Annotated in this window: 24 protein-coding genes; 11 read left to right on the top strand and 13 right to left on the bottom strand. The window is 65.5% G+C overall.

Features of this window, described 5'->3' with window-relative positions; genetic code table 11:
* On the top strand, positions 1–603 hold a 603-nt coding region (locus tag VGI62_RS05055), incomplete at its 5' end, for a transposase (protein WP_331503306.1).
* Positions 604–660: 57 nt separating this feature from the next.
* Here the strand turns inward: VGI62_RS05055 and VGI62_RS05060 are convergent.
* Positions 661–1,125 (bottom strand): SgcJ/EcaC family oxidoreductase, encoded by a 465-nt coding sequence (locus VGI62_RS05060; RefSeq protein WP_331503307.1) that lies wholly within the window; start codon positions 1,123–1,125, stop codon positions 661–663.
* 72 nt (positions 1,126–1,197) lie between these two features.
* Here VGI62_RS05060 and VGI62_RS05065 point away from each other — a divergent pair, with 72 nt between their 5' ends.
* Positions 1,198–1,785 (top strand): TetR/AcrR family transcriptional regulator, encoded by a 588-nt coding sequence (locus VGI62_RS05065; protein WP_331503308.1) that lies wholly within the window; start codon positions 1,198–1,200, stop codon positions 1,783–1,785.
* 175 nt (positions 1,786–1,960) lie between these two features.
* On the opposite strand, the gene VGI62_RS05070 is transcribed toward VGI62_RS05065, so the two are convergent.
* Positions 1,961–2,251 (bottom strand): hypothetical protein, encoded by a 291-nt coding sequence (locus tag VGI62_RS05070; RefSeq protein ID WP_331503309.1) that lies wholly within the window; start codon positions 2,249–2,251, stop codon positions 1,961–1,963.
* Between the two features lie 165 nt (positions 2,252–2,416).
* Here VGI62_RS05070 and VGI62_RS22405 point away from each other — a divergent pair, with 165 nt between their 5' ends.
* The 3 genes from VGI62_RS22405 to VGI62_RS05075 all read left to right on the top strand — a co-directional run bounded on the left by VGI62_RS22405 (position 2,417) and on the right by VGI62_RS05075 (position 3,773).
* Entirely contained in the window at positions 2,417–2,896 is a 480-nt protein-coding gene (locus VGI62_RS22405; protein WP_414695636.1) for a YiiX/YebB-like N1pC/P60 family cysteine hydrolase, read from the top strand.
* Positions 2,897–3,131: 235 nt separating this feature from the next.
* On the top strand, positions 3,132–3,377 hold the full coding sequence (locus tag VGI62_RS22410) for a winged helix-turn-helix transcriptional regulator (protein ID WP_414695635.1): 246 nt from the start codon (positions 3,132–3,134) through the stop codon (positions 3,375–3,377).
* 42 nt (positions 3,378–3,419) lie between these two features.
* Positions 3,420–3,773 carry a hypothetical protein gene (locus VGI62_RS05075; RefSeq protein ID WP_331503310.1) on the top strand — a complete coding sequence of 118 codons (354 nt, stop codon included), beginning with the start codon at positions 3,420–3,422 and terminating at the stop codon, positions 3,771–3,773.
* A 595-nt stretch (positions 3,774–4,368) separates the two neighbouring features.
* Here the strand turns inward: VGI62_RS05075 and VGI62_RS05080 are convergent.
* Together VGI62_RS05080 and VGI62_RS05085 are read right to left on the bottom strand one after the other, a co-directional pair.
* Positions 4,369–4,902 carry a 3'-5' exoribonuclease domain-containing protein gene (locus tag VGI62_RS05080; protein WP_331503311.1) on the bottom strand — a complete coding sequence of 178 codons (534 nt, stop codon included), beginning with the start codon at positions 4,900–4,902 and terminating at the stop codon, positions 4,369–4,371.
* Positions 4,903–5,117: 215 nt separating this feature from the next.
* Positions 5,118–5,672: a GrpB family protein gene (locus VGI62_RS05085; RefSeq protein WP_331503312.1), complete on the bottom strand. Its 555-nt coding sequence runs from the start codon at positions 5,670–5,672 to the stop codon at positions 5,118–5,120.
* A 352-nt stretch (positions 5,673–6,024) separates the two neighbouring features.
* On the opposite strand from VGI62_RS05085, the gene VGI62_RS05090 reads away from it, so the two are divergent.
* The 3 genes from VGI62_RS05090 (at position 6,025) to VGI62_RS05100 (ending at position 10,688) form a co-directional block, all read left to right on the top strand.
* Positions 6,025–8,778 carry a PAS domain S-box protein gene (locus VGI62_RS05090; protein ID WP_331503313.1) on the top strand — a complete coding sequence of 918 codons (2,754 nt, stop codon included), beginning with the start codon at positions 6,025–6,027 and terminating at the stop codon, positions 8,776–8,778.
* A 533-nt stretch (positions 8,779–9,311) separates the two neighbouring features.
* Positions 9,312–9,518: a hypothetical protein gene (locus VGI62_RS05095; protein WP_331503314.1), complete on the top strand. Its 207-nt coding sequence runs from the start codon at positions 9,312–9,314 to the stop codon at positions 9,516–9,518.
* A 132-nt stretch (positions 9,519–9,650) separates the two neighbouring features.
* On the top strand, positions 9,651–10,688 hold the full coding sequence (locus VGI62_RS05100) for a phosphotransferase (RefSeq protein WP_331503315.1): 1,038 nt from the start codon (positions 9,651–9,653) through the stop codon (positions 10,686–10,688).
* 183 nt (positions 10,689–10,871) lie between these two features.
* On the opposite strand, the gene VGI62_RS05105 is transcribed toward VGI62_RS05100, so the two are convergent.
* From VGI62_RS05105 to VGI62_RS05125, 5 genes are all read right to left on the bottom strand, one after another.
* Positions 10,872–11,258, bottom strand: coding sequence for a VOC family protein (locus VGI62_RS05105; RefSeq protein ID WP_331503316.1), 387 nt, complete (start codon positions 11,256–11,258; stop codon positions 10,872–10,874).
* Positions 11,259–12,343: 1,085 nt separating this feature from the next.
* The gene (locus tag VGI62_RS05110; protein WP_331503317.1) at positions 12,344–15,124 is read right to left on the bottom strand and encodes a TonB-dependent receptor; all 2,781 of its coding nucleotides are present in this window, start codon (positions 15,122–15,124) and stop codon (positions 12,344–12,346) included.
* A gap of 253 nt (positions 15,125–15,377) precedes the next feature.
* On the bottom strand, positions 15,378–16,100 hold the full coding sequence (locus tag VGI62_RS05115; RefSeq protein ID WP_331503318.1) for a TetR/AcrR family transcriptional regulator: 723 nt from the start codon (positions 16,098–16,100) through the stop codon (positions 15,378–15,380).
* Complete coding sequence (locus tag VGI62_RS05120) at positions 16,091–16,507, bottom strand: MerR family DNA-binding transcriptional regulator (RefSeq protein WP_331503319.1); 417 nt, start codon at positions 16,505–16,507, stop codon at positions 16,091–16,093. The genes VGI62_RS05115 and VGI62_RS05120 overlap by 10 nt, the downstream gene beginning before the upstream one ends.
* Before the next feature lie 14 nt (positions 16,508–16,521).
* Entirely contained in the window at positions 16,522–17,706 is a 1,185-nt protein-coding gene (locus VGI62_RS05125) for an acyl-CoA dehydrogenase family protein (protein WP_331503320.1), read from the bottom strand.
* 78 nt (positions 17,707–17,784) lie between these two features.
* Here VGI62_RS05125 and VGI62_RS05130 point away from each other — a divergent pair, with 78 nt between their 5' ends.
* The 3 genes from VGI62_RS05130 (at position 17,785) to VGI62_RS05140 (ending at position 20,079) form a co-directional block, all read left to right on the top strand.
* Complete coding sequence (locus tag VGI62_RS05130; RefSeq protein WP_331503321.1) at positions 17,785–18,552, top strand: helix-turn-helix transcriptional regulator; 768 nt, start codon at positions 17,785–17,787, stop codon at positions 18,550–18,552.
* 496 nt (positions 18,553–19,048) lie between these two features.
* Entirely contained in the window at positions 19,049–19,531 is a 483-nt protein-coding gene (locus VGI62_RS05135) for a DUF4142 domain-containing protein (protein WP_331503322.1), read from the top strand.
* Between the two features lie 398 nt (positions 19,532–19,929).
* Positions 19,930–20,079 carry a hypothetical protein gene (locus VGI62_RS05140; RefSeq protein WP_331503323.1) on the top strand — a complete coding sequence of 50 codons (150 nt, stop codon included), beginning with the start codon at positions 19,930–19,932 and terminating at the stop codon, positions 20,077–20,079.
* A gap of 191 nt (positions 20,080–20,270) precedes the next feature.
* Here the strand turns inward: VGI62_RS05140 and VGI62_RS05145 are convergent, their stop codons facing one another.
* The 4 genes from VGI62_RS05145 to VGI62_RS05160 all read right to left on the bottom strand — a co-directional run bounded on the left by VGI62_RS05145 (position 20,271) and on the right by VGI62_RS05160 (position 22,980).
* Positions 20,271–21,056, bottom strand: coding sequence for a DUF3618 domain-containing protein (locus VGI62_RS05145; protein ID WP_331503324.1), 786 nt, complete (start codon positions 21,054–21,056; stop codon positions 20,271–20,273).
* A complete protein-coding gene (locus VGI62_RS05150) occupies positions 21,053–21,439 on the bottom strand; it encodes a phage holin family protein (protein ID WP_331503325.1) in 387 nt (128 codons plus the stop codon). The genes VGI62_RS05145 and VGI62_RS05150 overlap by 4 nt, the downstream gene beginning before the upstream one ends.
* The gene (locus tag VGI62_RS05155; RefSeq protein ID WP_331503326.1) at positions 21,439–22,035 is read right to left on the bottom strand and encodes a hypothetical protein; all 597 of its coding nucleotides are present in this window, start codon (positions 22,033–22,035) and stop codon (positions 21,439–21,441) included. Before VGI62_RS05155 ends, VGI62_RS05150 begins: the two co-directional genes overlap by 1 nt.
* Before the next feature lie 552 nt (positions 22,036–22,587).
* Positions 22,588–22,980: a type II toxin-antitoxin system VapC family toxin gene (locus VGI62_RS05160; RefSeq protein ID WP_331503327.1), complete on the bottom strand. Its 393-nt coding sequence runs from the start codon at positions 22,978–22,980 to the stop codon at positions 22,588–22,590.
* Positions 22,981–23,114: the final 134 nt, after the last annotated feature.

The following is a 23,114-nucleotide window of genomic DNA, read 5'->3' on the forward strand; positions in this document are numbered from 1 at the left end:
CCGGCCAACCACGGCAAGAAGGCCCTTCGAGCCCTGCGCAGGGCCCAGCGGGACCTGGCCCGCAAAAAGCGCGGCAGCGCCAACCGGCGCAAGGCCATGCGGCGCGTTGCGCGCATCCACCAGCGGGTGGCCAACGCCCGCAAGGACTTCCTCCACAAGCACAGCACGGCCCTTGCCAAGCACCACGGCAGGGTCGTTGTGGAGGCCCTGCAGGTGCGGGCCATGTCCGCGTCCGCCAAAGGCACGGCCGACGAGCCGGGCCGCCGGGTCCGGCAGAAGGCCGGCCTCAACCGCGCCATCCTCGACCAGGGATGGGGCCGGTTCCGGACGATGCCGGCCTACAAACTCGCCGAGCACGGCGGCCGGCTCGTGGAGGTCCCTGCAGCCTTCACCAGCCAGACCTGTTCGGCCTGCGTACGCGTGGAGTCCGCCAGCCGGCGGGACCAGGCGCGGTTCGTCTGTGTCACCTGCGGCCATACCGCCAACGCGGACACCAACGCCGCGATCAACATCCTACGGCGGGCGGACAGCCCGTTGAAGCCTGTGGAGGGACACCGCGCCAAGCGGCCCGCCGAAGCAGGAAGCACCAGGAGGGCGGCCTAATGGCTGCCCAGCCTGGAACCTCCGACCTTCAGGCCGGAGAGCAAGTCAGCACTCAGCCTACCGCGCGCCATCCGCCATCTCCTCGCGGACGCGCCGCTCGACGGGCCCGGCCACCGGCCGCTCGAACGGGATCATGTTGCGGAATATCACGATCTCCCAGCGGTCCCCAGAAGGCGCTGGCGAGCGCGTCGCGACGTATTGGGCCAGCCCGCGAGTCACGCCTGGCAGGATGTCGCGGGTGGGGTAGGAAAGTTCGGCCTCAACGGCCACGACGTCGCGGGTGAGGGACCGCACCGACAACACCTGCGAAGCAATTGTCACATCACGGAAGATCGTGCGGAACAGCTCGTCGTGCCCCTCACCGATCAGGCTGCGGCCGCGCACACGCAGACCGTTAACCGCCGTGAAATCGGCGTCCTGGGCGAAGGCGCTCGCCAGTCGCGCGCCGTCAGCGGCGTTCCAGCCGGCCACGAAGGTGTCGATGAGGGCGGCGGCCGCCGCCCGGTCCAGATCGTATTGCATCAATCTTCTCCTTGACGGGGCGCCCAGCCCACTCTCTCTTTACAGGCTGTCAATTAGGACTGAGTTTACAGCATGTCAAGTGAGGCTGGAAAGCCCGACACCCGTCACCGTATCCTGGAGGCCGCGCTCGAACTGATGCGCCGCGGTGCGGCGGGGGCGAGCCTTGTGCAGATCGCCCGCCACGCTGGCGTCTCGCGTCAGGCGGTCTATCTCCACTTCGCTGACCGCGCGGCGCTGTTTCTCGCGCTAGTCCGCCACGTGGACGCCCAGCGCGACTTGGCCGGGGCGCTGAAGCGCCTGGACGAGGCCCCGACGGGCGTCGCCGCTCTGCAGGCGGCCGTAGACATGCAGGCCGACCTGAACCCCGGCCTCTATCCGATCGCGGCGGCTATGGACGCCGTGCGACGGCAGGACGAGGCCCTGGAGCAAGCCTGGCAGGACCGTCTCGCCAATCGTCTCAGGGGAGCCCGCGCCATTGCCGACCGCCTCGCCGCCGAGGGCGCCCTGCGCCAGGGCCTCGCCCCCGACACAGCCGCCGATCTGATCTGGACGATGATCTCGCTACGCATGTGGGAAGATCTGGTCGTGGGCCGTGGCTGGACCGCCGAGCGCTACCGCGAACACGTCGGCGAGGCGCTTCGGCGAGCGCTGCTGGCCTAGAGTGCGGCCAGCAATGTCGACATTCCACAATTCGGCGCGAGCCATTGGCGACGGGCCGAGCCGGTAGGGTCGCGGGTCACGGCGGCGGACTTCCTGCGCCAGATCGTGGCGGGCCATCAGCCGCGAACCGTGGTCTCCGGCAATTTCCCAATTCCTGCTCGGCGAAGTGAAAAGCTCAGCACTTCGTCAACCGGCGGCGGTTCGCCCTTACGCGTTTGCGATAGTGCGCCAGCGTCTTTGTGGCGACCGCCTGCGGCGTCCACCCGAGCCCGCCTGTCATGGCGAGGGCCTGCAGGGCCAGACCGGCATCGAGCTTTTCGGCGACCATGCGCTGGGCTTCCGCCGCCCCGCCTGCGCCGCCGGCCAAGAGCTTCATGGACCGCAATCCGACGACGGAAGAGGCCTCGACGCCGAGCGACCAGCCATCCAGCCCGACGCGAAGCCAAGGATTGCGGATACGAGACATCGCGACCTCCAGACCAAATCCTCAGACCCCACGTCCATCATCCTAACGCCAGCGGGCCACAAGCGGTTCAGGCGCCGTTTCGCGCGTGGAGGAGCTTGTTGTCCGTCGACCCGCTGAGGGGGCGTCGCTGGCTGAGCCTTCAGCTTGGCCAGGCGTTACGCCATCATGGCGATAGAACCGGACGCACTGGAGCGGCTACGCCCTCAGCCCTACGGGGAGATCCGAGAGGAGGTGCGCGATGGCGACCTCCTGCTCTGTTCCGCCAACGACAGCTTCTCGCGGCTGATACGCTGGGCCACGAAAAGTCCCTGGAGCCACGTGGCGATCGCCTACCGTCTGGAGGAAATCGACCGGGTTATCATCCTGGAATGTGTGGAGAAGATCGGCGTCCGCGCGGTGCCGCTTTCAAGCTTCATCAGCCGCACCAGTAACGGGGAACATCCATATCCGGGCAGAATCCTGCTGGCGCGTCACCGGGGCATGGCGGCCAAGTCCCGCCGTAAGCCGTGGCGCAGGAATCGCGAGCTTTGCCTTCGATCGCCTCGGCGATCAGTTCTCGGGGATCGAGATATGCAAGATCGCCCTACGCATCGCCGCGAGCCGCTTTGGCCGGCGACTGCCTCCGCGCCTGGGCCCCAAGGATGAGTTTATCTGTTCGGAGTATGTCGCCCGTTGCTTCAAGGCCGTCGGGGTGGAGATCGCGTGGGACGGACTGGGTGTAGCCCCCTGCGATATCGCTGCCCATCCAAGGGTCGAGGCTGTGGCCCAGACCAGGATCTAGCTGGAGCATCTCGCCCGACAGTCCGGGCCGGGAGGCCGCAACCTCTGGTCCGGAAAACGTTCCGCCACGCTCGGCTCGCCGGTGCTTTAGAAAGACCCTATGACAGGCTATGGTCAGTTCTGCTCGGTGGCCCGTGCCCACGAGGTTCTGGGTGGTCGCTGGACGCTGCTGGTTGTCCGCGAGCTATTGTACGGCAGTCGGCGTTTCAACGACATCCGCCGCGGCATCCCCGGGATTTCGCCCACCATGATGTCAGAGCGGCTGCAGGCGCTGGCCGAGATTGGTGTCGTGCGAGGGTTAGCGGCCCCCATGGGCCGGATACGTCTTGACGGATTCGGGCCTTGAATTGGGCGACCTGGTTGGCGCTCTCGGTACGTGGGGTCAGCGATGGCTGCCGGCCGCCCCGATGACGAAGATCTCGATCTCGAACCGCTGCTGATTGACATGCAAAGGCGGGTAACGGTCGCGGCCCTGCCCAGACATCCTGTCGTCGTCCGCTTCGAGATCGACGGCTCAAAGCCTCGGTTCATGCTGCTCAAGGCCGCGGATGCCGCGCTCTGCGCACAAAGCCCCGGGTTCCCGGAAGCTTTGCGGGTTAAGGCGCGTCTAGCCGCCCTGGTCGCCTGGTGGCGCGGTGACGTCAGCTTCGTCGAGGCTCAGCGGATGGGTCTGGCGGTCAAAGGATCGCGCGCTCAGGGGCGCGCCTTTCCCGGCTGGTTCGAGCGATACAAGTTCGCATAAATCACGTCAGCAAGCGACACGGCGCTGGCGTCCTGACCCTACGCCCCGGTACGGATTTCGTACCCCACGGCGAGCGAGCCGAGGCTCATAGACCCTCTCGTTGTTTCAACCCGTCCCTTGAGAGGAGACCCTCATGACCGCTCATTTGATGATCCTTTACCCATCCCCAAAGATGCCTCCGCGGTTGATCAGGCTTACCCGGAGCAGCATCTGCCCTATGCCGGGCCAAGGCTGCGTGGCGCCACGGGCGTGGCGACCACGCCCCCCTGTCATGTCCGATGTCAGCTTCCCGAGCCTGGAGGCCCTTAAGGCCTGCGCCACCTCGACCGGCGGTCAGGAAGCCCTGCAGCACGCGGCGCCATCAGCACCGGCGGCGCACCAACATACTTGGTGGTGACCGAGGACGCCTAAGCCTCGCGCGCCCCGCGCTCAATCTTCGCGCAAGCGACTTTGGGCGCGGGGATCACCAAACTGAGACGGATGCTGCCCAGCCGCCTGGACGTAAAGGCCGGCGATCAGGGCCGAGGGCTCATCGTCCGCCGCTAGAAATCCACTTCGAGTTCCTCAACCTCGTCGGGCTCCATGAGTCGCGGCCTCAGACCGGCGGCGGCGCGCCTCGAGCATCGGGGTGTTTGGCGCCCAAGGGGCGCCGTTCGGCCGCTGCGGAGTCGAGGGACGCTAGAAAAGCCCACGCGTCCCTCGTCCATCGCGCATCCAGCAGCGCATGGTGTCGTCCGCCGGTTTGATGAGGCAGTTCCGGGTCGCCCAGCTCAAGCGCCCATTGCTTGAGGTCCATACAGAGCTGGGGAAAGTGGAACGGCAACTCGGTCATGCCGCCGAACAACCAGCAGAACGCGACCCAGTCGTAGGCGGGAAAGTACCCCCAGAAGACCGGCTGATCGTCATTCTCGGTGAATCTGCGGACGCCGTAGCCGATGTGCTCCCGCTCCATCCGCGGGCCCTCGAGCTGGGGCCGCACGTTCTGTTCCGTCCAGCGGCTCGCTGTCGACCAGTCGACCTCGCTGCTCTCCGCGTAGTACTCCCGTCCGTCCTCGGCCACGATCCCGATACTGATCAAGTCGATGGTGTAGGGTCGCTCGATGAACTCGGTGTCGATCCAGTACTTCATGGCCCCTCCGCGCGGGTGTCGATCCGAGGCGTGCCACGGAGGGCGAAGTTGCGCATCCGCCTGTCGCTCCGAAGCGTCCGGCAGTGCGATTTGCCCCGACACGTTGCAGTCCGCGCGCCCGGAAGGTCAGAAATCGAACGCACGCCGTCTTAGCCCGAAGCCGGACGCGCCATTTGCTCGCAAGTTGGTGGATTGCGGCCCACGGCGATGCAGGCCTACTCGGGCCAGATGTCGATGCGCGGCCTGAGCAGCGCCGTCGTGGCCTTATCTACGACCTCCTGAATGAACGCGGTTTTCGCTCGGGTGTAGGCGAGCCGGTCCGCAGCGTGCAGCTTCGCCAGGCTCGCCTTCAAGTCACCGTAGGCTGATGCCGTGTCAGGATGCGTCAACAGGTAGTCTCGCATGAGCCGCTCATGGCGGTGATCCCACGTGTTCATCTCCACGATATGCAGATGGAAGATGCTGCGAGGCGTTTCGTGCTTCCGCAGCAAGAGGCGCTCGCGCGCCCCGGTGTCGACACGCGCGTAGCCCGCCCGCTCCAGACGGCCTATGGCGCGCGCGGCCAGGGCCATGTCAGGAGCCGCCGCCATCATGTCGATGATGGGTTTCGCCGCGAGGCCCGGAATGGCGGTGCTTCCGATGTGCTCGAGTTCGACGAGATCATCGCCTCCCAGCGCCAACACCGCCACCCGTTCACGCCGGTACTGCTCAGGCCAGCGGGGGTCGTACGGGACGACCTCGACCACGGAAAGCGCGTCCGGCTTGGGCATACTGCCGAGCCTACACGCGAGTTAGGTCCGAGGCACGGCCGCGGGGGCGAAGGCAGACATTGCCGGTCGCCGGAAGGCGGCCACCACGGGACGCCCCACCGGCAGGGTTGCTCCGCCCGAACACCGCTGGCAAATTCAAGCGTCGGCGGACTTTAGCCAATCTCCTGGTGGATGAGGCGCGGTCGGCTCAAGGAGGACGCTCCTTAGTGGCACGGGTCCGCCAAACATTTGGCCGTCTGCCCACCAAATTCCCCCGAGTGGGCGCCTGCCTCGGGAAGCGGCCCACTGGGCTTGATCCTTGCCACCGCAAGTTTCGCCGCTGCCTGCAGGCGACGCTCGGCGGGTGGGTCCGATGACCAAGACTCGGGAACATAAGGCTTCTGGGGGCGCGCCCACGGCCAAGCCCTCGCAGATGCAATTTGTCGAGGCGCTCACCATCGCGAGCGATCCCGCAGCCCGCTTTCGCGTCATCGCCGAGAATGCTCGCGACATCGTCGTGCAGATGGATCGCGATGCGCTAATCCTCTACGCATCACCCTCCGTCCGGACGATGGGCTACAGTCCGGAGGAGGTGATCGGCAGGCACGGCCCGGACTTCGTTCATCCGGAAGATCTCCAGCGATTACGGGACTACACTGCTCTCGTCTTGAAGGGCGGCCACAGTGAAGCCGCCCTGGACCGCCGATACCGTTTCAGACGGAAGGACGGCGGCTACTGCTGGTACGAGGGCAATCCCAGCCGCCTCTTTGATGAGTCGCATGCCGTCGTCGGCCTCCTGAGTATCCTCCGCGATGTCAACGAAAGCGTGCTGGCCACCGAGGCGATGGCGCAAAGCGAGGCGCTCTATCGCCTGCTCGCGGACAACTTGAGCGACGTGGTGGTCAGACTGGATATGGACGGGCGCATTTCCTACGCATCGCCGTCATGGAGAACGCTGGGCTACGCGCCCGAGGAGGTGATCGGTCGCCAGAGCGAAGCTTTCGTGCATCCGGACGATATCCCCAAGCTGCGCGATTGCGTCGCCAGCATCCTGGCCGGTGGGCCGGGGGCGACCGATCGGCGGTATCGCCTAAGAACCAAGGATGGGAGCTATCGCCTTCATGAGGGAAGCCCCAGCCAGGCCACCGACGAGGCAGGGCGCATTGTGGGCGTGATCAACGTCTTGCGCGACGTCACGGCGCAGGTCGCCGCTGCGGACGCCCTGGCCGCTAGCGAAGCCCGCTACCGGCTCCTGGCGGAACACATGAGCGACATCATCGTGACGCTGGATGTGGAGGGGCGGATTCAATACGTCTCGCCTTCCGTGCGGACGCTGGGCTACACGCCTGAGGAACTGATCGGGCGTGACCGCTCCGAGTTCATCCACACCGACGAAGTGCCTCGCCTCATCGACAACATGGCGCATCTTCGTAGTGGGGTCCTGGACCGCCGCAGAGACCGGACCCACCGCATACGCCTCAAGCAGGGCGGATATCGCTGGTACGACGGCGCCCCAAATCCGATCACCGATGAGAACGGGGTCGTTGTCGCCGTTGTCAACGTGATGCGCGACGTCCACGACATCAAGGCCGCCGAGGAGATCCTGGCCGCCAGCGAGGCCCGCTATCGGCTGCTGGCGGACAATATGGGCGACATCATCGCCTGTTACGGCCGCGACGGAGTCCTGACGTTCGTCTCAGGGGCCACGAAGGCGACGCTGGGCTATGAGCCGGCAGAGCTCCTCGGCCGAAGTGTCGACTCGATGATCCACCCCGATGATCTCGGGCCTGCGGCGGCGCAGTACCGACATAATTTCCAGAAGGGCGTTGGAGCGTCGCCTTTCCACATCGAATACCGGCTGATCCGCAGCGACGGATCGATCGTCTGGCTGGAAGCCTACCCGCGCGCCCACTACGGCCCTGACGGGGTGTTTGTCGAATGGCAGGACGTGATCCGCGACATCACCGGACACAAAGCTCTGGAGGAAGAGCTGCGGGCGGCCCGGCGAGTGGCGGACGCTGCGACGAAGACCAAGGCCGGGTTCCTTGCGGACATGAGCCACGAGTTGCGAGGCCCGCTGAACAGCATCGCGAGCTTCTCCCGCCTCGCGCGTGACCGTCCCGCAGTTCCCGTTTCCGTACGGACAGCTCTCGAGCGCATCGAGAGCGCCAGCATCGACCTCATCGGCATGGTCAATGACATTCTGGACTTCTCCAAGCTGGAGGCGGCGGAGGTTGTGTTTCGGAAGCAACCGGTGTCCGTGGCCGAGTTGGCCAGAGCGGCGGTTGGCCTGCTGGAGCCTCAGGCCCACGAGAAGGGCCTCGAGTTGCTGCTGCTCGATCGCACCCCGGCAGGCCTGATCGTCTCTCTCGACCAGGGGCGAGTGCGCCAGGTTGTGCTGAATCTGCTCGGCAACGCCATCAAGTTCACGCACTCCGGGAGGGTCTCGCTGCAAGTGCGCCATGATCCGGACAAGCGCCGCCTGTTGGTGGATGTCCGCGACACCGGCCCTGGGATTCCTACGAACAGGCTTGGGCAGTTGTTCGACCGGTTCACCCAAGTCAGCGAAGATGGCGCCGAAGCTTACGGGGGGGCCGGTCTGGGCCTGGCGATCTCCAAGGCGATCGTGGAAGGCCTGGGCGGAAAGATCAGCGTCGAAACCAAAACGGGGCACGGGAGCTGCTTCTCCTTCTGGATACCCGCCGCGCCCACCACAGCGACCTTCGATGACGACAAGCCTGCGCCGAGGCTGCGCATACTCGTCGCCCACGCGGACGAAGAGATCAGCGGGCTGGTCGCCACCGCACTTGCGCCGCTGAAGGTCGAAGTTTCGACCGCGTCGGATGGCGAGAGTGCGTCCAGGCTTGCCGCCCGCGGCGGCTTCGACGTCATTCTTGCAGATTTGGAACTGGTCCGCAGGGGCGGAGCAACCACGCGCAGGCTTGGGGCCCGACGTGGGCGTCAAGCTCGTATACCCGTAGTCGCGCTTTCGCCGACGGCCAGCGACGCGCTTTACGCCACCGTGCTGGAGGAGGGATTCCAAGGCTTGGTGGCCACACCGTTTACGGCGTCGGATCTGACGTCGGCGATCACATACGCCTTCGCCTTCGACACCGGCTTGGCTTAGATCGAACGCCGCAGGGCCGTGGACGCCGACGGAACTTCAACCGGGTCATTCCTGGGCTGGAGCGAGGGCAGATGGCCACTCGAGAATTCCGCTTACTTCCCCCAAGCTCGTGATCAAACATGACTGGACGTGGCCTTTCGGGAGGCGGCGATGCCTTGGGTTCGTGGTGTCTGGGGCGCAATGCGTTCGATGCTGCCGATGGCGACGCCGTTCTTCGTCTCGGCGGCGCTAACGCACGGCGGCGACGTCATATTCGGAACGTGCGGCTGATCGCCCTTTGTACGTCAGTGGTCACTGCAGGGCAGGTGACGATGGCGCGCGCCCGGCCTCATCCTCGGGTTCACCACCGCTCGGATCGTGGTCGAAGGACGGCACCTAAAGGGAGACCGCGCCGGGGTATTCGGCATAGGTGCAGACGGTCCGTGCAGGCTCGTCCCCTTTTTGTTCTAGCGACGCCGCAACGTCCAACTCGGTCCGTTGACCGGCAACGACGTCGGGTGCAGCCTCATCGCTGTAGGAGGAGACCCAGCTACATGCCCAAACGCAAGTTGGCTGTGGTTCTGATCGGGACGCTCGGATTGGTGTTGATCGTGAATCTGACGCTGGTGCTCGGGCTTGCCGTTGCGCACAAGCCCTACCTTATCCCGCTGGTCAGCATGACCGCCTGTATCCCCGGTTTCGTCGTCGCCGCGTTCGCCTGGCAGGGACGATTGCCGACGAGGTGCGCCCCCACGCGCTAACGGATGGCTTTACCCCGATCGCGGACGTCCGCCCGGTCCTCTGCCCGCGCGAGCGAAGACGTGTTTCGATACCATTTCTGGCGGCGGCAGCGGCGCTGTTGACGTCGCCGCAGGCTCGGTGAGCATGGCGCAATGACCGAACCTTCTGTCCGCGATGTCGCCCCCGCTCACCGTTTCGACGAAACGCGCCTGGCCGCCTGGATGCTTGCGAACGTGGAGGGCTTTCGAGGCCCGCTGCAGGTGCGCCAGTTCCAGGGCGGGGCTTCGAACCCGACCTTTCTGGTGACCGGCGGCGACGGCCACCTCTACGTCCTGCGCAAGAAGCCGCCGGGCCAGCTGCTCTCCAGCGCCCACCAGGTGGATCGGGAATACCGCGCGATGAGAGCGCTTGGCGGCCACATCCCCGTGCCGGTGATGCGAGCGTTGTGCGAGGATCCCGAGGTCATTGGTACGACCTTTTATGTGATGGACTACCTTGAGGGGCGCATCTTCCGTGATGCGACGCTGCCTGGCCTGACGCCGGCTGAACGCGCCGCCGTCTACGACGAGTTAAACGCCACCCTCGCCAAGCTCCACGCCGTGGACTTTGAGGCAGCCGGTCTCGGCGATTTCGGCCGCCCCGGAAACTATTTCGAACGTCAGGTCGCGCGTTGGACGCGCCAGTATCGCGACGCCGAGTCCGAATCGATCCCGGCCATGGAGGCGCTGATCGCCGAGCTTCCCGGCCGGATTCCCGCCGATCTGTCGGTCTCAATCGCCCACGGCGACTATCGGCTGGAGAACGTCATGTTTCATCCCGCTGAGCCTCGCCTTATCGCGGTGCTGGACTGGGAACTCTCCACAATTGGCCATCCGCTGGCCGATATCGCCTACAACGCGTTCCTTTGGCGCTCGCATTCGCCCGGGTGGGGCAGCCTGGACGGGGTCGACTTCGCCACGAGCGGCATCCCGACGGAGGAAACCTACGTCGCGGCCTATTGCGAACGGACTGGCCGCTCCGGAATCGAAGACTGGGCCTTCTACATGGCCTTCGGCATCTTCCGTCTGGCGTCAATCGGCCAGGGCGTTTACCGCCGCGTGCTGGCCGGCAACGCAGCTACGGAGGGGCGTGAAGCCGTGAACGGCACCCCGGCGTTGGCAGAGCAGGCGTTGGCCATCCTGAGGGGCTGACGCGACACCGCCTCGGAGGTTGAGCCAGCCGCTTGTGCCCCTTCAGCACGAGTTCGACCGCCTGAAGATCATGCCGCCGGCGGACCCTCGGTCTCGCTGGGCGGTGCGATGGGGTTTTCCGTCGAGGCCCCCGATGCGCCAATTCGCTGAGATCACGCGGGCGTAATGGCGGGAGCGCCACGCTTACCTGGCCCCGCTCCCGTAGGGCCGGGTGATCACTTCGAGGTAGTGGCCGTCAGGGTCGGCGAAGTAGACGCCTCGGCCGCCGTCGTTGTGATTGATCTCTCCCGGTCGGCGGCGCATCGGATCGGCCCAATGGTCAAGACCGCGCTCGCGGATACGGCCGATAACAGCGTCGAAGTCCGCCTCGCCGATCAGGAAGGCGTAGTGCTGTGGTCGGACCGGACCATCGGCGTCGGCGAAGTCGAGCGAGACGCCGTTGTCGAGCTCCACCACGTCGAAATGGGCAAAGCGGGCCGGCGCCGGCCGACCCAGCATCTCCGCCAGAAACGTCGCGGACTTCGTCTGGTCGGACGACCAGACAATCGTATGGTTGAGCTGAGCGGCCATGCCTTCGCCTCCGATATCGCCCCTAGGAGTCAGCTAATCAGAGACATCCCGAATTCAACCGATCGGGACGCGCTGTTCCTGGATGTCGCCGCACTCAAGGTCTGGTCGCGCAGTCCAGTTCCCATGGGACTTCCCCGGCGGTGGCGTCACCGGGGCTGGTGCAGGCTAGACGTACGGCGCGATCGATCGGGAGCAGGGCGCCCCTACAACCCCCTCGAGAACCCGTTCGGCTCAACGTGGTCACCCATGACTTCGCGTCCCTTCACGCCAGACCGCAACCTTTGGAAAAGTGCGGTATAAAACATACAGAATCAGTTGTGGATCGTACCTGGTGTGTTCTAGGGTGCGGACATGCCAAACACCGCTCGCCATTCCCGTCCCCCGAGTGCGCTGTCGTTCAAAATTGGTCGATGGGCGCAAGCCAGCGCCACCGGCTGGGGAGTCGCCGCGTTGGTCGTCCTCGCGATCCTGCTGGCCGCTGTGATTCTGCTCGCCGGCCCCGCCGTCCTGCGGCATTGACGAGAGCGCTGCGCCTGCGAGAGGGGATTGCCTTAAGGTTCAGCTCACCCTTAGGGCCGTCGCGAGACGAAAGAAGGGGAGGCGTCGCCTCCCCTTCATTGCGAAACAGCATTCGCGTGGCCTTGGCCACTTTGCGCCCCGAGGGGTGCTCAATCATAAGATTGTGGCGAGCCGGCTGGAGGCCGTCAGAGGTCAGGCGACCCATCCGCTCGCGGGAGTTGGTTCAGGTGGAGTCATCCGCCATCCATGTCTCCAGCAAGGAAGCCCGAAGGTGGGCCCGCTCCCAACATGCGCCTTGGGGACGGTCCGCACCAAGTCCGTACACGGGCATATCGATCACAAACACATGAGCTGGGTTTGGGCGTCGGAGACACCGTCAGGGGCCTCGCCGCTATCGGCGCACGTCCTCAAAGTCGATGGCCGCAAACGGGGCTGCGCGACCTTGTGGGTCAGCCGTCGGCGCCGGCGCCCGCATGCAAGATGGACCTGCAAGGTCGGCGCCGCCCTCCAGCCTTGGAAGGCGGCGCCAGTCGCGGGCAGGGAGGTTTCGCCCGATTTCCTAAGATCTAGAACTGCTTGCTGAGCGAAATCCCATAGAGCCGGGGCTCGGTCAGGAAGATGTTTGTGAACAATCCCGAGGTGTCATCGGTTAGGTACTGGTCGGTTACCACGGTCTTGTTTTGGAGATTTTTGACGAAAAGCTGGATGTTCCAGCCGGTTTGCGGGTTATCGAGGATCAATGACAGATTGATGTTGGTGTAGCTATCCAGCCGGTCGTTAATGCTGTTGAAGATCCGTGCGAATGACTTGCCCTGGTAGTAGAAGTCGGCCCGCGGCGTGAGACCCCAGTTGCCGCCGAGGTCCCAGTGGTACTGGGCGCCCAGCGAGACGGTCCAGCTCGGCGAGTTGGGCAGCTCGTTGCCGCCCAGGTGCGCAGGAATCCCCGCCAACGGCGTCACCGTCGCCAGGGCCGACAGCGGCGTTCCCGCCGCGAAGGCGCCTTGGCAGACGCCGATGTCGGTGCGTCCCGGGACGCCGGTCATGGCGATGGCTGGCAGGACGCCGGCGTTGATCAAGGCCTGCAACTGGGCAAGTTGGCCCACTGCGGCGATGCAGTCGGAGAAGGTTGAGCCGTTCTTCACCACGGCAAAGCCAGGGTTGCCCTGGGTGAGGTTGATCAGGTCGAGGGAGTCGGTGTCGTCCAGCTGGGTGTGCAGATAACCTATGTTGCTGTTGAAACGCAGGTTGTGGATCGGCTCCCAGATCCCCTCTAACTCGGCGCCGTAGATCTTGGCGTCGATGTTCACGTTGATCGAGGTGCGCTGAATGATCTCGGAGACCTGGTAGCCCTTGTACTTGTAGGCGAAGAGCGTGCCGTTCAGAACGAGGCTCCCGCCGGCCAGGGTGTTCTTTGAGCCCAGCTCGATGGCGTCGATGAACTCGGGCGCATAGTTGTCGGGGAACAGATGCTGGCCAGCCGACTGCGGCGGGTTGAAGCCGCCACCTTTGTAGCCGCGCGAATAGGACACATAGAGCAAGCTCTTGTCGGTGAACGACAGCTCGGGCGTCCACTCGAGATTCAGCCGCCCGGTGGGCTCCTTGAACTCCACCCGTTGCTCAGGCAGCGCAACGAGGCCGGAGCCGGGCAGGAAGAGGCCCGGCTGGTACGGCTGGGCCTGCTTGCGGTCGATTGTGTAGCGCAGGCCCGCCGTCAGCTTCAAGTCGTCGGTAAGCTTGTAATAGGCCTCGCCAAAGACCGCGTACGACGTGATCTGGTATGCCGTTCGGTTGTCGAAGTAGTTGTGGCCCGAACCGTTCGGGATCGGGCTTGGATCGACGTACTGGCACTGCGGCAGGCTGAGTGAGCCGGTGAGCGGGCACCCGGGCGTCTGGGCGTTGAACAAGCCCTCGGTGACCGCGGTCAGCGTGTTGCTGGTGACGTAGTAGTCGCTGATCGTCTTGTAGCGCAGGTAGCTTGTGCCCAGGCTGAAGTCGAACCGGCCTCCGAACGAGGACTGCACGCGCAGCTCGAAGGTGCGCTGGTCGGCGTCATAGTTGCTGAAGTCGATGGTCCGGAACTGGTTCGCCGGGCCTACCTGGGGATCGGTGAACACCCCGCCCGGCGATAGCGGCGTGACATTGAAGTCCTGGGTGGGGGTGGTGCGGTTGTAGTCGGCCTCCGTGAACTGGTGGTTCTTGGCGTAGCTCGTCGTGAAGGTCACATCGAGGGCGTCGGTCAGCTTGTAGTCGAAAGTGCCCATCACCACGTCGGACTTCGCCTGATACATCGGGTCGAAGGCGGACTCGATATTGCGCAGGTTCGGATCCTGCACCTTGCCGGCGTAGGCGTCGCCACTGATCAGGCCGGTGAGGATACCCAGGCCACCGCCGAGAGTGGCGGCGCTGTTGACGGCCTGCAGCGCGTTACCGCCGTGCAGGTCGGCCGGCAAGCAGCCCTGCGTGAGATAGAGTTGGGTTGCATGGCCGGCCAGGTTGGTCGGCACCCCAGCCAGGCTCGTAAGCCCCGGGTCCTTGACGCAGAGCTGTTTTGCGACCCGGGCGCGGTTGTCGTTCTCGTCGAAGTGTTCCCACATGACATCGGCGGTGAAGCGGTCGGTAGGCTTCCACCGCGCCGAGAGGCGGCCCGACCAGAGATCACGGCCGTCGATGTCGTTGCCGGTCACGAGGTTGCGGCCGTAGCCGTCGCGCTTGACGTAGGAACCGGCAGCGCGGACCGAGAAATCGTCCGAGAGGGGCAGGTTCGCGTAACCGTTCACCTTGATGGAATCGAAGTTGCCGTATTCAGCGGTGAGCCGCGAGCTCAGCGTGTCGTTGGGCTTGGAGGTGATGATGTTGACGAGGCCGCCGGTGGTGTTGCGGCCGAACTGGGTGCCCTGCGGACCACGCAGCACCTCCACGCGGTCCACGTCGTAGAAATCCGCGTCTGCCAGGTTGTTGGCCGTAAGTGGCACGTTGTTCTGGTGAATGCCGATAGCCGCATCGGCGCTGGTGGCGACCAGCTTGGTGCCGATGCCGCGAATCTGGAAGTTGTAGCCGCCGAAGTTGCCTCGCGAAAAGGTGACATTCGGCACCGCCAGCAGAAGGTCCGAACCACCCTCGATCCGCTGCTCCTTCAGCGCATCGCCGGAGAATGCCGAAACCGCAATCGGTACGCTCTGGATATTCTCCTCACGCCGCTGGGCGGTGACGACCAGTTCCTCAATGGCGGTGGCCGACGCGGCGGAGGTCGCGCGGTTCTGTTGCGCAAGGGCCGGCGCCCCTGCAGCGATGGCCGAGGCCGCGACGCCGAGCGCCAACACGCACCGCAAATTCCTGGTGTGCTGCATACTCTTCCCCTCCCGCCGGCCTGTGGCCGACGCCCTGTTGTCTTGGGGGTCCTTGAACGGCCCCAGGGCGGGAGTATATGGGCCCGCGGAAGTCGCGGCATACTCGGGTTTCGAATGCAGCCTTGAGCACAAGAATTGCGACGCCGCGTCACAAGTTGTTGTTTCCTCAGCTGAAAATCCAGACGCCGCTCCCTTCCGCGAAACCGGCCCGCGGACCGGGGGAATTTGCTCGGAAATTGCGCGAAGGGCGCCGTTAGGACAGGGAGAGCAGGCGCGGCGGGGAGGACGGCATCTCTTCGGGCCGCGGGTCGCGGCCGGTCGCCATGCGAAAGGTCAGCCGCGCCAGCTCGCGGACTACGACATCGGGCTCGGCCTCCTCAGTCCAGCCGATAGCGATCTCGAACATGGCGTTGAACAGCATCTGGGAGATCAGCCAGGCGTCCAATTGGGGCTCGGGCAGGTTCACCCGGTCGCCGGCGCCGATGCGGATGCTCTGGCAGATCTCATCCAGAGCCGCGCGGGCCTCGTGGAAAGCCGGCAGGCGCAACACGAAAGGCGCCTCCAGCATGAGCCTGCAGAACACGCTCTTCGGGGCGGTCAAGGCGGCGACGCCGCTGCGCAACAGGTGCTCGATGCCCTCGAAGTCGCTCATCCCCCGGGTCTCGCGCGCGGCCTTGAGCAGGGCGGCGACCAGTCGGCGACAGGAGGCCGCGGTGAGCGCGGCCACGATAGATTCCCGGTTGGGGAAATACTCGTAAAGCGTGCCGATGCTCACCCCCGCCCGCTCGGAGATGCTGTTGGTGGTGAGCGCCTCGTAGGGGCCGTTGGCCAGGAGTTCCGCACAGGCATCGACAATCGCCTCGACCGTGGCGCGGGCGCGGGCCTGCTGCGGCAGCTTGCGAGGCCGCAGGAAGGTCAGCGGCGGCCCGATCCGCGACGCCGCGCCCACGATGCGATGGGCCCGGCCTACGCCCACTGGCCTGTCTCCATGTGCTCGGGGAAGCGGCTGGCAAGCTTCTGCGTCGCCTCGCGCAGGCGCCCGATCGCCTCCTCAGCCTCCCGCTTCTGGACTTCCAGCGCCTCGACGCGGCGACGGAAAACCCTCACGGCCTTGGCGCCTTGGGCCGCCTCGCCCTCCTCCTCATAGAGGTCGAGGATCTCGCGGATTTCGGCCAGCGACAGGCCGACGCGACGGCCGCGCATGATCAGCACCAGCCGCGCGCGGTCCTTATAGCTGTAAATCCGCGCGGTATCGCGCCGAGCAGGCGAGAGCAGGCCCTGCTCCTCGTAGAAGCGCAGGGCGCGGGTGGTGGCCCCAAATTCTCGGCAGAGTTGCCTGATGGTGTAGGCCCCTTCGGGGGCGAAGGGGATGCGGTAAGCCATTGAACGTCTCCAAGTCACAGGCCGAGAACTAGACGGGCGATGATGTCGCGTTGAATCTCGTTCGAGCCGCCATAGATCGAGGCGGCGCGGTCGTTGAGGTAGCGGGCCATCGTGGTGAGGCTCTCCTCGGGACCCACCGGAGGGGGCGCGCCGGACTCCATCCCGCGAGCCTGAGGCTGATGGACAGCGGCGTAGGCGCCGGCCGCATCCAGCGCGAGCTCGTCGATTGACTGCAAGGCCTCGGCGCCTTGCGTCTTCAGCATGGACGCCGCCGGCCCCGGCTTTTCGCCGGACGCAAGCGCGCTCAGAACCCGCCGCTCGGAGATGTCGATCGCAAGGACGGAGATCTCGGCCTCGGCCAGGCGGCGCCGGGCATGGGCCGCGCCAAGGTGCTCGGCGCCAGCCGTGGCGCGCAGGTGGCCGAGCCGCACCTTCAGGCCGGCGGCCGAGCCCCCGCCACGCTCGAACTCGAGAAGGTACTTGGCGACGGTCCAGCCCGCGTTTTCCTCGCCCAGCCGGTTGGCCTTGGGCACACGGACCTCGTCGAAGAACACCTGATTCACTTCGTGCTCGCCGGCGAGGGTGATGATGGGTTTCACGCTGATCCCGGGCGAGGCCATGTCGAGCAGCAGGAAGGTGATCCCCGATTGCGGTTTGCCCTCGAACCGCGTGCGGACAAGGCAGAACATGCGGTTGGCGAAGTGGGCGTGGGTGGTCCAGATCTTCGAGCCGGTCAGCACGTAGTCGTCATCATCAGAAACTGCGCGCAGTTGCAGTGAGGCGAGGTCGGAGCCGGCGCCCGGCTCGGAATAGCCCTGGCACCAGTAGTCCTCGCCCGACAGGATGCGTGGCAGGTAGTGGGCTTTCTGCTCCGGTGTGCCGTAGCCCATGATGCAGGGCCCCACCATGCGAAGGCCCATTGGCGCGAGAGACGGCGCGCCGGCGCGGGCGCACTCCGCCGCAAAGATTGCGCGCCTCATCTCGCTCCACCCGGTGCCGCCGTATTCCTCGGGCCAGGTCGGCGCGACCCAGCCCTTGGCGTGCAGGATTCGCTGCCAGGGAAGCGAAAAGGCGGGATCGCAGAACACGCTGGTCATATGCCGACCTGCCGCTGCGAGCTCCGGCGGCAAGGCGTTGCGCAAGAACGTGCGGACTTCGTCCTGGAAGGACAGTTCCTCAAGGCTGAGGTCTAGGTTCATTGGGCGCGTCCTTTAGGTGAAGCTTGCGGAGCGCAATTGCCCGAAACAAGCTATCGATCTCGATAGGGTCGCGCGCCGATGACAGCCTCGCCAGATTTATGCTCGGTCACCACGCTCGCGCGGCAGGTCGCCGTGGCCGGGGCGGGGATAGGCTTACCCTATGTGGCAGCGAGCCCCGATATCGGCAGCGCCGCGGCCTTGCGCGGCGCAGACGGCCGGCCGCTGGCCGAGACGGTTTTCCGCTGGCTCGATCCTGACCTGAAATATTGGGAGGATCGCGCGTTCGCCCTGCGCTCGGCGTTTGTCCATGCGGCTCGCAGTTGCGCCGAACCGTACTACTTCCTGGACGGACGCCTTGCGAGCTGGCGTGAGAATGCCGCGCTCGCCGCGATAAATGCCGCCGAGCCCTTTGACCGCATGGGCGTCGAAAGCGCTATCGTGGCTCCTGCCTATCTGCCTGGCGGGGTGATCGGAGCGGTGGTCTGGGCCTCCCCCGAGCGCCGGCCATATCTCGCTGAGGGTTTCATGGCCCATGCAGCGGAGCTCCATGCGCTTGCCCTGAGGTTGGTGGCGACACATGCAGAGCCCCACGCGGCGGTCGTTTCGCCAGCCCGCCTGACCCGGCGGGAGATTCAGTGCTTGAAATGGGCGGCCGCCGGGAAAACCGACCAGGAAATTGGCCAGATCATCCGGCTCTCCGCGCCGACGGTGCGATTCCACCTGAAGAACGCCTCGCGGAAGCTGGAGACGAGAGGCCGCAGCCAGACCATCCACCAGGCCGCGGCCTTGGGCTACATCGGCCGACGATGGCCGCTCGCCGGGGGCAATCCCTCGGCGGCCCAGTAGGCGTCAACTGCCGCCTTGAGCGCAGCGGGACCGGGTTCTCCTCGGTGAGGTGGTCTTCGACGTCGGCTAGCGCGCCCCTGGGTCGGTCCACCCGCGTCGATAAACCGTTCAGCTCGTTCCACGTCTCCGACGTCACGTCCAAGACACTTGGGCGCGCCAGCCATCGCGGCGCCGCGCCGGGTCAGTGCGACGGTTGTGAACGCGCTGGACTCCGCACGCTCAAGCTGCGGAGCTGGATGGCGTTCGGATGGGAGAGCGACCATGGCCCACCAGACGGTCGACGCAGCCCGAACTGAACAACTTCGGTCAAACCCGAGATGGAGCCCAAGCGTTTGGGAGTCTGATCCGCCGAGGCGCCCAGATTGTCGCCGGTCAGCGGTTCGCTCTAGCTTGGCTTAGCGTGCTCGTCTGGCGTCATCTTCTGCGCAACCCGCAGCGTGCCTGGCGGTTTACGTGGGACGGCTGAAACGTCATCGTGAGCGCACCGGAGACCAGTATGAAATCCACAATGCTTGCTGCGGTCGCCGCCCTTGCGCTCACCACCACGGCGGCCGCAGCCGATTCCAAAGATGCCCGTCACTTCCTCAAGGACGCTATGGAAGGCGACAATTCCGAGGTGATGCTGGGTCAACTCGCGGCCAAGAAGGGCGCGTCCGAGGGAACGCGAGCGTTTGGCCAGATGCTGGCTGAGGATCATGCGAAGGGGAGGGCCGACGCCGGCCGCGTGGCAGGCCAACTTGGCGTGCCACAGACCGACGAAGCTATGCCGGAAGCCATGCGGGAGCGGATGAAACTGGAAGGCCTCAGCGGCCCTGCTTTCGACCGCGAGTTCGCTCGCTATATGGCCGAGGATCACACGAAGGACATAGCGAAGTTCAAAAAGGCCGCGCAGATGGGCGGTCCGGCGGGCGACCTCGCCAAGGCTACGCTCCCCACGCTTGAGAAGCATTTGGCCGAGGCCAGGAAGCTGGGCGGTTGAGCAAGCCCCACAGACCGGAGCACGGCAGGATAGCCCGTCGCTCCGCCCAGTAAGATCGGAGGACGGCCCACGGCGGCATGAGCTTCGAACGGTCCAGCTCGTGCTCAGGCGATGGCGCCGCCGGGTGGACCGGGGGTTTGTGCCGGCGACGATCACCGACGAGCGCGAGCGCAGGCGCATTCGATGTCGTCAGCGGCGGTGATTGTCGTCGACCTGGCCGGCAGCGGAGGGGTCGGCATCACCGCGTCTGCGCCGGCGAGCCTGGTGGCGGCGACGCTGCGGGCGCTCAGGTGATCCCGGTCCCATCTAACGGTCGCGTCTGGCTGGCCACCGGCCCGGGAGGGCGGCGTCTATGGCTACGTGGAGGGCCCCGCGCCTGGGCTAAAGGGTTGGAACGGATGGGTGAGGGCCGCCTGCGCGACCGGGACGCCCAGGTGATCTCAGGGTATCTGGACGGCGCGATCGTGCGAAAGGTCGTCATCGCCGTGCAGCCGGACCTCCAGTTCGTGGTCCATCCCTCAAGCCGGGCGGCCTGTCCAACGCAGTGATGATCGCTGTGCGAGTGGTTCTGACGGCGGGCTATCCGAAGAAGGCGCCGGCGACGGAACAGGCCGACCCCACCGTGCCGCCCGATAACCCCGCGCACGCCCCGCCGAGCTGGAACTTAGAGCCTCGAGTCCGGGGATCAGGCCCAGCCGCCCAGCGACAGGATCGCTGCGCGGCCCGGGCTTGCACACACTCAGGCGGCGGAGCCATTCCCGTCTTGACGGACCGCGTCACTCGCCGTTCGCACGGCCGCCTCGACGCGATCGGCCGCTGACAGCCCGGTCTCAGCGGAGTCGTGCAAATCTGTCTTCAAGGCCGCATAGGCCGTCTGGGCCACGTCGCTTGCCTGCTGCATTCCAGTCTGCGCGAGGTCCTTCCCCTTATCCATGACCTTGTCTCGAACGGGGCCGACCACGCGATCTTCGAAACCTGTCGGCGGCAGAGCGGCCCCGATAGCAGCCCCCACGAGCAGGCCGGCGGCGCCGAGGAGCAGCGGCTCGCGTTCGAGAATGTCTGCGAAACGCCGTTGCACGCTATCCCCGTATTCGCCGGCGCGGTCGGCTGCGCTTCGGCCAAGCTCGCTCATCGACGAGGCTGCGTCAGAGACTTTTCCCCGGGCTCCGGCCACCAAATCGGACACCTTGTCGCCCGCGGCGTGAACCCGATCGCCGAGCCCGTTCTGAGGTTCGCCCCAGTCCCGCGGCTCGCGGTAGCCCGGGGGCGCCGAAGGCCTGGGTTTTCCAGATGTGCTCATCAGCCATGCCAAACCCAAGCCCATGACGGCAAGCGGCATGGGGTTTTCTTTCGCCTGCTCGACGAACTTGCTCAGCACCTGCTGGCCCGCCCCGCCCATCGCGCGGGAGGCCTCGTCGAACAGCTGGCCGGGGGTCATCTTCTCGCGGAGAGCATCGACAGTTCGGTCGAGGTTGCCGCGGGAGGCTTCGACTTCGCGCTCCACGTCTGCTGCGGTCTTGGTCATTGGACTTGGTCCTTCACGAGTTGGGCGTCCTTCTGGATTTGTCGGGCGGCGCGCTGCGGCGCTAGGCCTGCCGGTGTGATCTTCCGCACGGCCGATCGGATAAGGGCGAACCCAAGCAGGCCCACGACCAGGCCTACGACGATGGACGCCCAGAGCGGATCCATGACTTTGCTAAGCGCCAGTACGAGCGCCTGGAGCAAGACGAGAAAGGCGCCCAACAGCAGCGCGCCCCCGATGCCGATCCGCTGGCCGGCCTTGGCGGCTTCTCCCAGCTTCTCGGCGACCTCCGTACGAACCAGTTCGGATTCCTTCCGCACCAAGTTCGCAAGATCAGCCGTTAAGGTGGAGACGAGTTCCGGAATGGACCGGCTGTCGGCGTCCATCACGATGACTCCCCGGCGGGGGGCGCGCGTGTCGCGGCCGCCGTCGGCTCTGCGCCGGCCACGGACCGCGACGGACGACCATCGCTCTCGGCCTTCAGGGTGGCGACCGATTGTCCGAAGTCCTGGGAGGGAACATAGGTCGGCGTGTCCCCGTGGCTTTCACTGCTCCGCGCGAAGCGCCCCAGCGCGACGCCGAGCAGAACAGAGCCGGCGATAAAGGCCGTAGGGTTGCGGCGACCGAAATCGCGGACGGCCCCAAGCATCTCCTCCGGCCGCCTTTCAGAGACGCTCCGCGATAGGTGTTCAAGTCCGTCCGCAGCCTGCTTCACGACGCGTCCCGCCAAGCTCTGGTCCTGCTGGGCGAGCTCGTCGCCCGCGTGCCGGACGGCGTTGGCGAAGGCGTCAAGGGTCGCGGTCGCGGCATCCTTGTGCTCCGCGACCTGCTCGCTCGCCTTGTCCTGGATCGACGACGCAAAGGCCGCCACTTCCTGCTTCACCGCGCCCGCCGCCGCGCCCAGAAGCTCCTTCGGTGATTGGGTCGCGTCGTCGCCGGCGCCTGAAGGCGCGATATCCGCGCCTGGTTCGATGCTCGTCATGGTCTCTCCGTTCAATCCGCCCCGTCGAACATCTCGTCGACGAGCCTCCGTGGAAGCGCGACGGAAACCCCGTTGTGTCATTCGGGTTCCGGCGTAGTCGGCGGATCGAAAGATAAATTCATGCCGATAACTTAATTGTGCGGTGAGGCCGTCGCTCCGAATCTTGATCTAGCTCCACAGATATTGAGTCGGATTGTCGACGTAACTATACTGACGCTTCAAAGCGGCAGTATAGAAGGCCTAAACTATTAAGTTGCTGGCTTCCGCGCGCGGAGCAGACTGAGTGGCTTGGCCATTCGAGCCAGGCTAGCCGCCTGTATCGGGCCGTTCGCTGCGCGGGGGCGATTATGGTGCAGTCGTTCTGACGGCGACTGGCTGTGAGGTGATAGGTCTGCCTGCAGACCGTGTCACGCAACGGGCTCGGACCAGGATCCGCCTTCCCTCAAGGAACGCCACCATGCGAACCTAAATGGACTTGACGGCGTGGACTCGCACGTGAGGTACGACTTGTCACCGACGTGTCCATCTCCGGCTAGGCTGGGGTGATGACGCTTACACCAACTCAACTCGTGCTCGGTGGCCGGCCGCTGACGCGAGACGTTTGTCGCGCGTCAGCAAGGGAGCATCAAGCGCTTCGGCGAGTGCTACGTATACGGCGTCGTATGCCGTAAGGTTGTTCCTTAAGTCCCAGACACGGGGCAATAGAAACTCGTGGGAGTAGCGGCGCAGAGGAAAGTCGGCGAGGTCGGTTAGTGCCATTCGGCCGCGTTCGTCATCAATTTCGCCATTTGCGGCGTACCGACGGATCACCTGCGCAACTTCAACGTCGATCAAATAGGGCGCGTGGAGCGTCCGACGATCGTAGAACAGGCGCTCTTCCACCGCTTTGGCGGCCTGCGTCCGGAGGAGCGCTTCGAGCAGGGCCGAAGCGTCGACGACGATCATCTAACGTCGCGCTCAGCACGGATGGCCTGGGCCGGTGACATGGAAGGCGCTGTTTCCGAGCGTCGCGCCAATCGAGCTCGCAACTCATCAAGCGTCGGTCGTTCTGCCACTTGGCGAATCTCACTGAGGAGGTA

The organism is Phenylobacterium sp. (assembly GCF_036495085.1).
In the GTDB taxonomy this organism is placed as follows: domain Bacteria; phylum Pseudomonadota; class Alphaproteobacteria; order Caulobacterales; family Caulobacteraceae; genus Phenylobacterium.